General features: G+C 72.2%; 14 protein-coding genes. 11 read left to right on the top strand and 3 right to left on the bottom strand.

What is annotated here, in order from left to right; genetic code table 11:
• The first annotated feature begins 1 nt into the window (after window position 1).
• The 4 genes from QRN89_RS28720 (at window position 2) to pssA (ending at window position 3,420) form a co-directional block, all read left to right on the top strand.
• Window positions 2-526 carry a MaoC family dehydratase gene (locus QRN89_RS28720; RefSeq protein ID WP_290352316.1) on the top strand — a complete coding sequence of 175 codons (525 nt, stop codon included), beginning with the start codon at window positions 2-4 and terminating at the stop codon, window positions 524-526.
• Window positions 527-528: 2 nt separating this feature from the next.
• The gene (locus tag QRN89_RS28715; protein ID WP_290352315.1) at window positions 529-1,734 is read left to right on the top strand and encodes an acyl-CoA dehydrogenase family protein; all 1,206 of its coding nucleotides are present in this window, start codon (window positions 529-531) and stop codon (window positions 1,732-1,734) included.
• Between the two features lie 182 nt (window positions 1,735-1,916).
• On the top strand, window positions 1,917-2,564 hold the full coding sequence (locus QRN89_RS28710; RefSeq protein WP_290352314.1) for a phosphatidylserine decarboxylase: 648 nt from the start codon (window positions 1,917-1,919) through the stop codon (window positions 2,562-2,564).
• Window positions 2,551-3,420, top strand: coding sequence for a CDP-diacylglycerol--serine O-phosphatidyltransferase (gene pssA / locus QRN89_RS28705; protein ID WP_290352313.1), 870 nt, complete (start codon window positions 2,551-2,553; stop codon window positions 3,418-3,420). The genes QRN89_RS28710 and pssA overlap by 14 nt, the downstream gene beginning before the upstream one ends.
• 1,127 nt (window positions 3,421-4,547) lie before the next feature.
• Here pssA and QRN89_RS28700 read toward each other — a convergent pair.
• Window positions 4,548-5,093, bottom strand: a complete 546-nt coding sequence (locus QRN89_RS28700; protein WP_290352312.1) for an ATP-binding protein — start codon at window positions 5,091-5,093, stop codon at window positions 4,548-4,550.
• Between the two features lie 167 nt (window positions 5,094-5,260).
• Here QRN89_RS28700 and QRN89_RS28695 point away from each other — a divergent pair, with 167 nt between their 5' ends.
• Together QRN89_RS28695 and QRN89_RS28690 are read left to right on the top strand one after the other, a co-directional pair.
• Window positions 5,261-5,494, top strand: coding sequence for a DUF397 domain-containing protein (locus QRN89_RS28695; protein WP_290352311.1), 234 nt, complete (start codon window positions 5,261-5,263; stop codon window positions 5,492-5,494).
• A gap of 92 nt (window positions 5,495-5,586) precedes the next feature.
• A complete protein-coding gene (locus tag QRN89_RS28690; RefSeq protein ID WP_290352310.1) occupies window positions 5,587-6,489 on the top strand; it encodes a helix-turn-helix domain-containing protein in 903 nt (300 codons plus the stop codon).
• A gap of 113 nt (window positions 6,490-6,602) precedes the next feature.
• Here QRN89_RS28690 and QRN89_RS28685 read toward each other — a convergent pair whose 3' ends face one another.
• Entirely contained in the window at window positions 6,603-7,415 is an 813-nt protein-coding gene (locus QRN89_RS28685) for an SAM-dependent methyltransferase (RefSeq protein WP_290352309.1), read from the bottom strand.
• A 289-nt stretch (window positions 7,416-7,704) separates the two neighbouring features.
• Entirely contained in the window at window positions 7,705-8,838 is a 1,134-nt protein-coding gene (locus QRN89_RS28680; protein WP_290352308.1) for a glycerate kinase, read from the bottom strand.
• 139 nt (window positions 8,839-8,977) lie between these two features.
• Between QRN89_RS28680 and QRN89_RS28675 the strand changes: the two genes are divergently transcribed.
• The 5 genes from QRN89_RS28675 (at window position 8,978) to QRN89_RS28655 (ending at window position 14,089) form a co-directional block, all read left to right on the top strand.
• Window positions 8,978-9,382: a VOC family protein gene (locus QRN89_RS28675; protein WP_290352307.1), complete on the top strand. Its 405-nt coding sequence runs from the start codon at window positions 8,978-8,980 to the stop codon at window positions 9,380-9,382.
• 24 nt (window positions 9,383-9,406) lie between these two features.
• The gene (locus QRN89_RS28670) at window positions 9,407-10,483 is read left to right on the top strand and encodes an ADP-ribosylglycohydrolase family protein (RefSeq protein ID WP_290352306.1); all 1,077 of its coding nucleotides are present in this window, start codon (window positions 9,407-9,409) and stop codon (window positions 10,481-10,483) included.
• A gap of 94 nt (window positions 10,484-10,577) precedes the next feature.
• Window positions 10,578-10,925 (top strand): CU044_2847 family protein, encoded by a 348-nt coding sequence (locus QRN89_RS28665; protein WP_290353897.1) that lies wholly within the window; start codon window positions 10,578-10,580, stop codon window positions 10,923-10,925.
• 3 nt (window positions 10,926-10,928) lie between these two features.
• Entirely contained in the window at window positions 10,929-13,106 is a 2,178-nt protein-coding gene (locus QRN89_RS28660) for a VMAP-C domain-containing protein (protein WP_290352305.1), read from the top strand.
• Complete coding sequence (locus QRN89_RS28655; RefSeq protein WP_290352304.1) at window positions 13,103-14,089, top strand: AAA family ATPase; 987 nt, start codon at window positions 13,103-13,105, stop codon at window positions 14,087-14,089. The genes QRN89_RS28660 and QRN89_RS28655 overlap by 4 nt, the downstream gene beginning before the upstream one ends.
• Window positions 14,090-14,093 lie beyond the last annotated feature (4 nt).

Below are 14,093 nucleotides of genomic sequence, written 5' to 3'. Positions count from 1 at the left end.
GATGCAGTTCGGACGCACCTACGAGGAGTTCGAGGTCGGGGCCGTCTACAAGCACTGGCCGGGGAAGACGGTCACCGAGTACGACGACCACCTCTTCTGTCTCCTGACGATGAACCACCACCCGCTCCACATGGACACCAACTATGCGGAGAAGACGACGGATTTCGGGAAGAACGTCGTCGTGGGCAACTACATCTACTCGCTGCTGCTCGGCATGTCCGTACCGGACGTCTCCGGCAAGGCCATCGCCAATCTGGAGATCGAGTCGCTGCGGCACGTGGCGCCGACCTTCCACGGCGACACGATCTACGGCGAGACGACGGTCCTCGACAAGACGCCCTCCCGGTCCAAGTCGGACCGCGGGATCGTTTACGTCGAGACCAAGGGCTACAAGCAGGACGGCACGCTCGTGTGCGTGTTCCGCCGCAAGGTGATGGTCCCCACCGAGACGTACATCAAGGAGCGCGGCGGCGAGCAGCCCGGCCGGCCGGAGCTGATCGAGCCCACGAAGAAGGCGGAGAAGTAGCCATGGCCCGACTCGCCCAGACCGCCGGTCTGACCGACGTCCAGCAGGAGATCCTGTCGACGGTCCGCGACTTCGTCGACAAGGAGATCATCCCGGTCGCCACCGAGCTGGAGCACCGCGACGAGTACCCGCAGCAGATCGTCGACGGGCTCAAGGAGCTCGGGCTCTTCGGCCTGATGATCCCCGAGGAGTACGGGGGCCTGGGCGAGTCCCTGCTCACGTACGCGCTGTGCGTGGAGGAGATCGCCCGGGGCTGGATGTCCGTCTCGGGCATCATCAACACGCACTTCATCGTGGCGTACATGCTGAAGCAGCACGGCACGCAGGAGCAGAAGGAGTACTTCCTCCCCCGGATGGCGGCCGGCGAGGTCCGCGGCGCGTTCTCGATGTCCGAGCCGGGGCTCGGCTCGGACGTGTCGGCCATCACGTCCAAGGCGGTGAAGGACGGCGACGAGTACGTCCTGAACGGCCAGAAGATGTGGCTGACCAACGGCGGCACGTCGACGCTGGTGGCCGTTCTGGTCCGGAGTGACGAAGGCCACCCGGAGGGCACGGCCCCGCACAAGTCGATGACGACCTTCCTCGTCGAGAAGGAGCCCGGCTTCGGAGAGGTGCGGCCCGGCCTCACCATCCCCGGGAAGATCGACAAGATGGGCTACAAGGGCGTCGACACGACCGAGCTCATCATGGACGGACTGCGCATTCCGGCCAATCGCGTCCTCGGCGGCAGGACCGGCCGAGGGTTTTACCAAATGATGGACGGAGTCGAGGTCGGCCGCGTCAATGTGGCGGCCCGTGGCTGCGGCGTGGCCCAGCGCGCCTTCGAGCTGGGTGTCGGGTACGCCCAGCAACGTCACACCTTCGGCAAGCCGATCGCCCAGCACCAGGCCATCCAGTTCAAGCTCGCGGAGATGGCTACCAAGGTCGAGGCCGCCCATGCGATGATGGTCAACGCAGCCCGCAAAAAGGACTCCGGGGAGCGAAACGACCTGGAGGCCGGGATGGCGAAGTACCTCGCCTCCGAGTACTGCAAGGAAGTCGTCGAGGACGCCTTCCGGATCCACGGCGGTTACGGCTTCTCCAAGGAGTACGAGATCGAGCGCCTCTACCGGGAGGCCCCGATGCTGCTGATCGGCGAAGGTACCGCCGAGATCCAGAAAATGATCATCGGGCGCAGGCTCCTCGAGGAATACCGGTTTCAGGGCTGAACGGGGCTTTTGAGTCGGTTCGGCCGCGAAGAAGATCACATTCCGGCAGCCTTTGCCGAAGGCTTCCGGCCGACCGACTCGGCTTCTGGCTTTCCCAGTTGCGGCCCGTAACCGATAACATCGCCAGAAAGCCGCCGTCCCCCGTGTTGCCAGCGCGGCATCATCCGCTACGAAGGTCATCCATGCCCCACAGCCAAACCTCTGCACCTCGCGGCCGCGTCCGCCTCGCGCGCGGAGCATCGCCGTGGCTCCTCCCGACCGTCGCGACCGCGGCGCTGAGCCTGGCGCGTGCGCGCCGGTCGAGGCGCGCCGCGGCCATCGCCGTGCCCACGACCGCGCTCGCGGCGGGCATGCTGTGGTTCTTCCGCGACCCCGAGCGCGAGATCGCCCAGGGCCGGGTCATCTCCCCGGCCGACGGTGTGGTGCAGAGCATCATGCCGTGGAAGGACGGGCGCACCCGTGTCGCCATCTTCATGAGCCCGCTGAACGTCCACGTCAACCGCGCTCCGCTCGCCGGCACGGTGACCTCCGTCGAGCACGTGCCCGGCGGATTCGTTCCGGCGTTCAACAAGGAGAGCGAGAACAACGAGCGCGTCGTCTGGCACTTCGACACCGAGCTCGGTGACATCGAGATGATCCAGATCGCCGGCGCCGTCGCGCGCCGCATCGTGCCGTACATCCCGCAGGGCACCAAGGTCGAGCAGGGCGAGCGCATCGGCCTCATCCGCTTCGGCTCTCGCGTCGACATCTACCTCCCCGAGGGTGTCGAGGTCGGTGTCGAAGTCGGTCAGGTCACGACCGCGGGGGTGACTCGCATTGACCGTGATTGATCCCGACACACAGGCGGGCTGGGTCGACGGGACCGAGCCCGGCTCCGGGACGGCCGACGACGCGGAGGAGATGCCCCTCTCGCTCCGGCTGTCGATAGCGGACACCCTCACTCTCGGTAACGCCACGTGCGGTTTCATGGCGGTGTACTTCACCACCACCGGAATCCTGATCCCGCACCTCGTCGGCAGCGGCGAGAGCGGCATGGCGCGGCACTCCGCGGCGACCGCGGTGATCCTCATGCTGTGCGCCGCCGTCTTCGACCTGTTCGACGGTCTCGTGGCGCGCAAGCTGCGCAGCAGCCCGATGGGTGCCGAGCTGGACAACCTCTCGGACCTGATCAGCTTCGGACTGGCTCCGGCGTACTTCGTCCTCGTCTACGGCATGGTCGCCGACGACGCCCACCAGAAGGTGTCGGCGGTGGCCGCGATCGTGGTGCTGCTGGCCGTCGTGCTGCGTCTGGCCAGATTCTCGTGCGTGACGATGAAGGACGGCATGTTCCAGGGCATGCCGAGCCCCTTCGGCGCGCTGACGGTCGTGTCGATCGTCCTGCTGGAGCTGCCGTTCATCCCGACGCTGCTCGCGATCATCGGCGCGGCCTGGCTGATGGTGAGCCGGGTCGAGTACCCGAAGCCGCGGGGCAAGCTGGCGATCGCGATGCTCAGCTGGATCGTGGGGGCGATGGGCCTGCTCGCGGCGTGGGCGTTCGACGCGCCGGGCGGTCAGCTGCTGCTGCAGACCGGCTGCGCACTGCAGATCGTGCTGGCGGCGACGATCCCGCTGTTCGCGACGGCACGGCGGGTGAACACCTTCCGTGACAACCGGCGCGAGGCGCGGGCTTCGGCACAGCTTCCGTAGCGGTTCCTCCGACGGCACAGCGAAGGGCCCGGGGCGCATGCCCCGGGCCCTTCGCTGTGCCCGCGTCCCACACGCTGTCGGTGGGGCGGCCGGGGCCGAGACCGCTCGTACGCGTCCGTCGACGTCGCGCCGCGCGTGCCGCCGGCTGCCCTTCCCACCGTCGAGCCCGCTCCCCGGGCTCGCCGCAGGACGGCCGGGGTGGTGTCCACGGTCGTCGCGCCGGACGGGGCGGTGCGGGACGGAGACCGCGAGGGAGCCCGCGCGCGGAGAGGTGGCGGGGGAGGGAGGCGGGCCCACGGGAGGCGTCTCCGCCCGGGTGTGCCGGCCGGAAGCCGTGTCAGGGCCGGGCGCGTACGGAGGGTCCGGCCCGTACGGCGGTCCGGCGCGACGACCTCCGGCGCAGGTGGCGAGCTCCGGCGCCGCGCGACGGGATCCCGCCGGGGCGACGGTCTGGCGCGTACAGCGCGTACAGCGGTCCGGCCCGTACGACGGCCCCGGCACAGTCGGAGGACCCGGCGCCGCGGGAAGGGATCCGGCCGGTACGGCGGCCCGGCGCGTACGTCGGGTACGGCGTGTACGGCGACTCCGGCACACGAGGAAGGGCCGGCGCCGCGGGAAGGGATCCGGCCCGTACGACGGCCCCGGCACAGTCGGAGGACCCGGCGCCGCGGGAAGGGATCCGGCCCGTACGACGGCCCCGGCACAGTCGGAGGACCCGGCGCCGCGGGAAGGGATCCGGCCGGTACGGCGGCCCGGCGCGTACGGCGTGTACGGCGCGTACGTCGGGTACGGCGACTCCGGCACACGAGGAAGAGCCGGCCCGCGCGGCGGGAGCGGCGCGTCCAGCGGATCGGGCGCGTGGGACGGCTCCGGCGCGTTCGGCGCCCCTGCCCCCATCGATGCCTCGCGCCCCGGCAGCCCGTCCGGCCCGTTCGGCGGTGCGGGGCGCAGGGCATCGGAGCGTTCGCGACGGACGGCCGACGGCACCCGTGGGCGGCGGTCCACGTCCGAAACCGCGCACCGTCCGTGCCGGGACCCTGAGGGACGGCGGCCGCGCGGGGTACGCGTACGGCGGCGCGGGCACCTCCGCCCTCTCCGGACGGGCGTCCCGGCGGTGCGCCCCGGGCTCAGTCCCGGCCGGGCAGGGCCAGGCTCGCCCACACGGTCTTGCCCCTGGGCTCGGTGAGCGACCAGGACCAGCTCTCGCTCAGCGCGCCGATCAGTTCGAGGCCGCGGCCGTCGAGGTCCGCGGCCGCGGCGTCGCGCTGCCTGGGCGGTTCGGAGCTCGGATCGGCGACGGAGCAGACGACGTGCTCAGGGTGGCGGACGAGGCCCAGCCACAGGGGGTACTCGGGCGCCGCCCCCTGCGGTTCGGCGACGAGCGCGTGCCGGACGGCGTTGGTCACCAGCTCGCTGACGACCAGCGCCATGTCCGGGACGAGGGACGGAAGTTCCCAGCAGTGCAGGGTGTGGGCGACGAAGCGGCGCGCCTGGCACGGATTCCGGGGGCTGCCGTCCAGCCCGCAGGCGGCGAACCCACCGAGTGGCGGAAGTCCCTCCAGGACGGGGTCCTGGGGTGTGGCACGAGGGCTCTCGGGCAGCGGTTTCGGGCCGTATTGCTCTGTTGCGCGCCGACTTCCGTGCCCGGCCGTCGTGGTGGAGATGGTTGACATGTGAATCGTCACTGGTCATGTCCCCCTGCAGGCCTGGGTGTTCGACGCTGCGGCAGCCGGTGTTGACCGAGTATTGTCGAGCCGGCCCCGAAAATGCAATTGCATCTGGGATTGCACTGACCAGATACGGGGCGAACGAACGTGCGAACAAAGAGGGGTTGTTGGGCATGGAGTTCACCAATGGCATGCCGGCGGGGGAGCTGAACCGGGTGACGTGGATCAAGAGCAGCCACAGCAATGCCACCGGCAACTGCGTGGAGCTGGCAGCACTCCCCGACGGGCAGGTGGCCGTGCGCAACTCCCGTGATCCGCAAGGGCCCGCGCTCGTCTACACGCGGGACGAGGTGGAGGCTTTCGTGGCCGGGGCCCGCGGCGGTGAATTCGATGACGTGATTGGCTGAAAATGGGTACCTCACCGTCCAGTTCGCCGTGGCTCACACACGGATGTACGGGATAGTGTCGACGTCTTCTCAATAGTCCGCAGGAGCGCACGATGGCTGCAGTAGAACCGAGCCCGTCGTTGTTCGCCGGGCCACTGGGAGCGGTCGAGAGCAACCCGACCGCCCTGAAGGTGATCCTGGGTGGCAAGTTGCGCGAACTGCGCACGGCCGCCGGGCTCGACCCCTCCGCCGTCGACGTCCGCCTCGGCTTCTCCCGTTCCAAGACCAGCCGTATCGAGCTGGGCCGGCACGGCTGCAAGCCGGCCGACGCCGTCGCCCTGCTGGAGCTCTACGGGGTGGACGGGGAGGAGAGCGTCGCCGAGTTCCTGCGGCTCGTCGAGCAGTCGCGGCGCGGTGACTGGTGGCGCAACTTCAGCGACGTGCTGACGGACTTCTTCGCCCCGCTGGTCGCCCTGGAGGGCGCGGCGGCGACGATCCGTACGTACGAACCCTTCTACGTACCGGGCCTGTTGCAGACCTCGGCGTACGCCCGTGCGGTCATCGAGTCCGGACCGGCGCGGCTGTACGCCCACGACGTGCACCGCCGGGTCGAGCTGCGGCAGGAACGGCAGCGCCAGCTCGACCAGCCCGACGCGCCCCGGCTGTGGGCGGTGATCGACGAGTCCGTGCTGATGCGCACCGTCGGCGGGCCGAAGGTGATGCGCGGTCAGCTGGAGCACCTGGTCACGATGATGCAGGAGCCCCGGATCACGTTGCAGATCGCCCCTCTGGACGTGACGGCCTCGGTCGGCGTCGGCACCGGGGTGACCTATCTGCGCTTCGCGCTGAGCGATCTGAAGGACGCCGTCTACATCGAGCACCTGACCGACAGCACCTTCAGCCAGAAGCCCCACGTCGTGGAGCAGTACCGGGACATGCTGGACCGGCTCGGCGCCTGCGCGCTCACCCCCAAGAACTCCCTGGCCCTCATCGAGGAGCGGCTGTCCCGTCTCTAGTGCCGTGACCGGAGAGGCCCGCCCGGTCGCCGGCGCCGAGGACACGACCGCACCGTCCGCGTCGCGGGCAGCCGGGCCTGAGAGCGCGGGGCCGCCCGCGACGTCCGAAGGCGTCAGACCAGCCGGCCCACGCCGCCCCACTCGATCCACTCGTCGGTCTGCTGCACCGGCGCCAGATCGGTGTCCGGCCGCCAGGTGGAGACCTCCACCAGTCCCGGTTCCAGGATCTGGAGCCCGTTGAAGTACTCCGTCACCTCGTGCTCCTCACGGACCCGGCCCCACTGCCCGCCGGTGGCCTCGGCCATGAAGTCCGTCACGAACGTGCGGATCTCGGGGCGGTCGCTGACGAGCTGACAGACCACCAGGAAGCTGCCGGGCACCAGGCGTTCGGCGACCCGGCGAACGAGACCGGCCGGGTCGTCCGAGTCCGGGATGCAGTGCATCACCGAGACGAACAGGGCGGCGACCGGCTTGTCGAAGTCGATGAGGCGGGTGGTCTCCTCGTGGCCGAAGATGCCGTCGGTGTCCCTCATGTCCGCCTGTATGACCGCGGTGCGGTCGTTCTCCTCCAGCAACGCCCGGCCGTGCGCCAGCACGATGGGGTCGCTGTCCACGTACACCACCCGTGACTCCGGGTCGACGGCCTGCGCCACCTGGTGGACGTTGTTCTGGGTCGGCAGGCCGGAACCGTGGTCGATGAACTGCCGGATGCCGTAGTCCTCGGCCAGGGTACGGACGACACGCTGCAGGAAACGGCGGTTGTTGACGGCGAGCACCTTCGTGCTGGGCACCTGCTTCAGCAGCTGCTCACAGGCGTCGCGGTCGGACTGGTAGTTGTCGTCGCCCCCCAGGAAGAAGTCGTACATACGCGCCACGCTGGGCACCTTGGTGTCGATGGCGTCCGGGCTCCACGACTCGCTCTGCATCCAGTCCTCATTCGCGTCAATGGGAAATCGGGTCGGGTAGGACGCACATGCTAGGGAGCGGTGGGGAGCGGGTACAGGTCGTCGGAACAGCCCAGGTCCGCAAGGGCCGTCTTTCGGCCATTCGCCGTGCGCTCCACCGGAGTTCGCGCCGTCGCTCCGGACCCACGGGGTGCCTTGCGGCGGTTCCGCCCACGGACACACCGGAGCCCCCGGACGGGATCCGGGGGGCTCTCGTGGGGGACCCGCGGTGCCGGAACGTCCCGGTACCGTCAGGACGTTTCAGGACGCGTCAGGAGAGGAAGTCCTTCGCGACCGACTCCGCGACCCGTTCCAGCAGCGGGCCCGCCTGGGCCATGCAGGCCGCCGGGTCGGGCTCCAGCTCCAGGAGCGCGTAGGCGCGGCGGATGCCCGCGCCGGCGAGCGCGTCCGGGGTGAGCGCGAGCCGGCCGCAGACCGCGACGACGTCGATGCCCTTCGCACGGGCGGCCGCGGCGACACCGGCCGGGGCCTTGCCGTGCAGGGTCTGCTCGTCGAGGGAGCCCTCGCCGGTGACGACGAGGGTCGCCCGGGACAGCGCGTCGGAGAAGCCGAGGATGTCGAGCATCACCTCGATGCCCGGCCGGAAGCCCGCGCCGAGGGCGACCAGCGCGCCGTAGCCGATGCCGCCCGCCGCGCCGGCGCCGGGACGCCCGGCCTGCTCGGGCCCGAGGACCGACGCGTAGTGGGCGAGGGCCGCGTCCAGGGCGGCCACGTCCTCCGGAGAGGCGCCCTTCTGCGGGCCGAAGACGGCAGGCGCGCCCTTCGGACCGGTCAGCGGGTTGTCGACGTCGCTGGCGAGAATCAGCTCCACGTCCTCGAAGCGGGCGTCCAGCCCGGACAGGTCAGCGCTCGCCACGTCGATCAGGGCGCCGCCGCCGGGACCGACGGGCTCGCCGTCCGCGTCCAGGAAACGCGCGCCGAGCGCCGCCAGCATCCCCGCGCCGCCGTCCGTGGTGGCGCTGCCGCCGACGCCGAAGACGATCGTCCGCGCACCCGCGTCGAGGGCGGCGCGCAGCAGCTCCCCGGAGCCGTACGTGGTCGCCGTGAGCGGCGCGAAGACGCCGTCGGGCAGGTGCTGGAGACCGGACGCCTCGGCCATCTCCACCACCGCGGTCGTGCCGCGCAGGGCGTACGCCGCCGTCACGGGCTGGCCGAGCGGGCCGGTCACGTCGACCTGACGCCGCTCGAACCCGGCCGCCACGGCCGCGGCGACGGTACCGTCGCCGCCGTCCGCGACCGGCAGGGTCTCCACCGCGAGCCCCGGGACGACCCGCCGCAGCCCCGCGGTCACCCGCTCGGCGACCTGCACGGCCGTGAGCGAGCCCTTGAACTTGTCCGCCGCCACGAGCACACGTGGGGCAGTAACTGCTCCGTCCGCCACCATCAATCCCTTGCTTTCGAACAGGCAGTCGCGCCGACCCGACCCTATCCGCAGCCGACCGGTTTTGAAAGCGGTCAGGATTTGACCTATATGGCTCCTAGCCTGCGGCGCAGCGGAGGAACCACGGGAAGGAAGAGCGGACATGCTGCGAGGACTCACCACCGTCAGCTTCTGGGCGGGCGACCTGGACGCGGCCGCGAAGTGGTACACGGAGCTGCTGGGCGTCGCCCCGTACTTCGAGCGGCCCGGCTACATCGAGTTCCGTCTCGGGGACTACGAGCACGAGCTCGGGATCATCGACAGCCGCTTCGCCCCGCAGGACCACGCGCCCGGTGCGGGCGGCGCGGTCGTCCACTGGCACGTCGACGATCTCGAGGGGACGCTGGACAGGCTGCTGTCGCTGGGCGCCGAGGAGCACCAGGCACCCACGGAGCACGGTGAGGGCTTCGTCACCGCGTCGGTCGTGGACCCGTTCGGGAACGTCCTCGGCATCATGTACAACCGGCACTACCTCGACGTCCTGCGGACGGGCCTCCCCGGTTCCTGAGCCGCGACGGGGTACACCCGTTCCATGACGCCTCCCGGCACGCCCCAGGGCCCGACGACCGCCGACCGGATCCTCGGCGGCTGGCTGGGCCGGATCGCGGGCAACATGCTCGGCAAGCCCGTCGAGCGCGGCGACTACTGGACGCGCGACCGGATCGACCGCTACCTGCGGCTCACCGGCGCGCTGCCGCTCACGGACTACCTCCCCGAGCCGCCGCCCGGTGCGGCAGCGGACTTCGAGCTGCGTCCCGAGTGGCGGGAGTGCGTGCGAGGCCGGATCCACGGCAGCTGCCGCGACGACGACGTGGACTACGCGATCCTCGGCCTGCATCTGCTGGAGACCCACGGCTTCGCGTTCACCACCGAGCAGGTGGGCGAGCTGTGGCTGCTGCGGATGCCGTTCCTGCAGACCTTCACCGCCGAGCGGGCGGCGTACCGCAATCTCACCGCCGGGCTGAAGCCGCCGCTGACGGCCACGTACGACAACCCGTACCAGGAGTGGATCGGCGCGCTGATCCGCGCCGACGTCTTCGGCTGGACGAGTCCGGGCGACCCGGTGCGCGCCGCGTCGCTCGCCCGCCGGGACGCGGTGCTGTCGCACACGGGGAACGGGGTGTACGGGGCGATGTGGGCGGCCGCGCTGGTCGCCGCGGCGTTCACGGCCGCCGACGCGCGGGAGGCGATCGAGGCGGCCCTCGCCAGGATCCCCGCGAGCAGCAGGTTCGCCCGTACCGTCCGCCGGGCGACGGCGCTGTACGAGGCGGGCGTGTCCTGGTCCTCCGCGCTGGACGAACTCGACAGGGAGACGGGACACCTCGGCTGGATCCACGCCGTCCCGAACGCGGGTGTCATCACGGCCGGACTGCTGTACGGCGAGGGCGACTTCACCTCCACCATCGCGCTGACCGTGCGCGGCGGGCTGGACACCGACTCCAACGGCGCGACGGCGGGCTCGGTGGCCGGGGTGCTGTGCGGCGCGGCCGGCATCCCGCCGCAGTGGACCGGGCCGCTGGAGGACCGCGTGCGCAGCGCCGTGTTCGGTTTCGACGGCACACGAATCGGTGAACTCGCCGACCGGACCGCTCGTTTGGCCTCAGCCTGACCGGAAAATACCTCCCGGCGCGGCCCTTGACCGGGAGAATGGCCGGGTGCCCGAGTACATGGATGTTGCACTGACTGACGGTTCGCAGGTGCGGATGGAACTTTCCGGGGCCGGTGAGGCACTGGCCGTGCCACCGGGGCCCGCGGACCCCGGTGATCTCCCGGAGGGATTCGGGACCGTGGTGCCCGTGGCACGCGGCGGCGGGGAGGGACGGGCCGCCGCACGTGCGACCGAGGCGCTGCGCACGGCGCTCAGCCCCATGGGGCCGCTGCTGGACGAGATCCACTCCGCGGTGGCGGGCGCCGGCAACCCGCCGTCCGAGATCACGGTCGCGTTCGATATGGAAATCGGCCAGGACCTCAAGCTGGGCATCGTCGGGGCGAACGGCAAGGCCACCATGACCGTCTCGGCCACCTGGCAGCCCGGGGCGCGGCAGAACTGACCCATGGGCTGGTTCACACGGCCGACCGCCCCGGCCGCCCGCCTCTCGGTGCTGTACTCCGACGGGCGCGCGGCCGCGGGCGGAGCGGCACTGCTGTCCCCGCACCGGGTGCTGACCTGCGCCCATGTGGTGAACGACGCGCTGGGACGGGACCCTTACGAGACCGGGCCGCCCGAGGCCGCCGAACTGACCGTCGCGCTGCACGGGCCCGAGAACCGCGTGCCCGGCTCCGGGCACCGGGCGGCCAGGGTCTCGGTGTGGGTGCCGCCCCGGCCGGCCGCGTCCGCGACGGTGTGGCGGGGAGACCTCGCGGTCCTCGAACTGGCCGAGCCCGCCCCGCCGGGGCCGCGCCCCGTGGTCTGGCGCGACATGGCCGAGGGGCAGGCGCTGCGGGCCTGGCACGGCGGCGGGGCCGCGATCGCCTTCGCGGACGCCCGGGTCAAACTGCAGGAGGACGCCGTCGGCTATCTGGACGGCGAGCTGTCCGGCGGTGCGATCGGCCCCGGGTTCAGCGGCGGGCCGCTTTGGTCGCTGTCCGACGAGACCGTGGTCGGACTGGTCGTGGCGCACGTGCTCCCGGATCGCGGGCGGCCGCTCGGCGCCCAGGACACGGTGCGCCGCAGCTGGGCGGTGCCGTGGCGGACGGTGCAGGAGGAGCTGCGGCGGGCGGGCGCGGCGGAGGTGCTCGCGGACTGCGCGGTGCACCGTCCGGCGGGCCACGACGATCCCGCGCTCGGCGCACTGGCCGCCGAACTGTGGCGGCTCCTGGGCGATCCCGCGCACCGGGCCCAGCACGCGCGGGCGCTCGCCGCGGCGCTGGGGTACGAACCCCCGGCCGGGGACTCCGCCCCGTCCGTGGAGGAACTGGCGGCGGTGCTGGCGGCCGAGGAACGGGCGCTGGCGACGCTCAGCGAGTCGCTCGCGGCCGCGGCCGCGCCGGGGGCCGGGCGCGACAGCCTGGACCGGTTGCTGACCGCCGGCCGGCTGGCCGGGGCGCGGCTGCTGTCCGTGGACGAACACCGGGTCCTCCTCGCCGAATTGGCGGGGGTCGTGACCGCCGACGCGACGCTGCTGCCACGCGCCGCGCGAGAGGCACTGCGCTACACACCGCTGCCGGCGCCGCTGGCGGCGCCCCGGCTGGCCCCGGACGACATCGGCCCCGTCGTGACCGAGCTGGAGGCCTATCCCGACGGGGGCTCCCTCCCGGACGGCACCGCGCCGGTCCCCGCCCTGCTCAAGCTGGTCGAGTACGCGGCGGCGTGTGCCTCCCCCGCTTCGTCCCGGGCGCTGAGCGAGTGGTCGGACCGGGTCGCCGGGCGCCTCGGCGTCCACCGTGCCGCGCTGTCGCAGCGCCGGGGTGACGCCGCGGCCTGGGCCGCGCACCGGCCTCCGCCCGTCGTCCGACTCGTGGCGGAGCTCAGCGGCGCGCCGGCCGAGGACGAGGGCCGGTTCCGGTGCGAGGTGTGGGAGGTGCGCGGCGACGGTACGGCCGCCCGGCTCGTCCCGGCCGACCGGCCCCGGAGCTCCGCGGAGATCGGCCGGCTGATCCGCGAGGCGGCGGAACGCGCGGCGCACGGCGGCGGAACGCCCGTGGAGCAGATCGACGTCGTCGTCGGCCGGGACGGCCTCGAACTCGACGTGGACGAGTGGGACGCCGGCAGCCCCGTGGAGTTCCTGCCGGGCGTGCCGCTGGGTGTGACGTACCGGGTCGCCCTGCGCTGCCCCGAGGTCAGCGCCCGGGCGCCGGGGCGCGAGGCGGAACTGCGGCGGCGCTGGGAGAGCGGGCACACCGGTCCGCTGGTCGTGGACGAGCGGACCGCCTCCCCCGAGCGGGTGTACGCGCTGCTCGCGAGCTCCCACCGGGACACCGCCCAGGTCGTGGTGCACGGCCCGCGGGGGGACCGCGCGCGACTGGTGCAGCTGTGTCTGGCCGTCGGCGTACCCGTGGTGCTGTGGGACCGGCAGGCGGAGGGGCACGAGCACGCGCACCGGCTCGACGCGGTCGCGCCGACCGGTCCGCTGCACCAGCTCCCCGAACGCGTACGGCACTTCCGGGCGGAGCGCTACGGCGCCCCCGACCCCGGCGGCGCACGGCCGTCGCTGGTGTGGGAGGACACCGAACTCCCGCTGCCCGGCGGGCTCGAACTGCTGGACCCCGCGGAAGGAGCGGACATCCGATGACAGGACGTCAGGGCGAGGCGGCGGACGGCTGGCGGCTGTTCCGGGGTGACGGCGGGGTCCGGGACGTGGCGTTCCCCGAGCCCCCGCCGTGGCGGCGATTCGACCACGCGGCCGGGGGCGCACGGGACACGGGTGCGCCGCGGCCGCTGCCGTATTTGATCGGCGACGCCGAGGCCGACGTCGTCAACGCCGCGCTGCACCTGCGCCGGCCGCTCCTGGTGACGGGCCGCCCCGGGACCGGCAAGTCGTCGCTCGCGCACGCCGTCGCCCACGAGCTGAGGCTCGGCCGGGTGCTGAGCTGGCACGTCAACAGCCGGGCCACGCTCCAGGACGCGCTCTACCGCTACGACGCGATCGGCAGACTGCGCGAGACCAACCTGCGCCGTGACAGGGGTCGGGAGGCCGGTGAGCCGGACATCGGCTCCTATGTGCGCCTCGGGCCGCTCGGCACGGCACTCGTCCCCGGCACCCGGCCGCGGGTCCTGCTCGTCGACGAGCTCGACAAGGGCGACGTGGACCTGCCGAACGATCTGCTCGGCGTCTTCGAGGAGGGCGAGTTCGAGATCCCGGAACTCGCCCGGCTGCCCGAGGACCAGGCCGCCGTCGAGGTGCTGACCGCCGATCCCCGGGTCCGTACCGAGGTGGTGCGCGGCCGGGTGCGCTGCTCCGAGTTCCCCGTCGTCGTCATCACCAGCAACGGGGAGCGGGACTTCCCTCCCGCGTTCCTGCGCCGCTGCGTCCGGCTCGACCTGCCCGAGCCGGACGAGGCCCGGCTGGTGGAGATCGTCCGCGCCCATCTCGGCGACGGTGCGGCGCCGGACGGCACGGACGAGTTGCTGCACGCCTTCCTCGCCCGGCGCGGTCGCGGGGAGCTGGCCACCGACCAGCTGCTGAACGCCGTGTTCCTGCGCAGGGGCGGGGTCGACCTCGACGCCGACGGGCTGCTGGACGCCGTGCTGCACCGGCTCGGCGGGACGGTGTAGCCGG

Source organism: Streptomyces sp. HUAS CB01 (assembly GCF_030406905.1).
Lineage (GTDB): Bacteria > Actinomycetota > Actinomycetes > Streptomycetales > Streptomycetaceae > Streptomyces > Streptomyces chengbuensis.
This window is presented reverse-complemented; position numbering and strand designations above follow the sequence as displayed.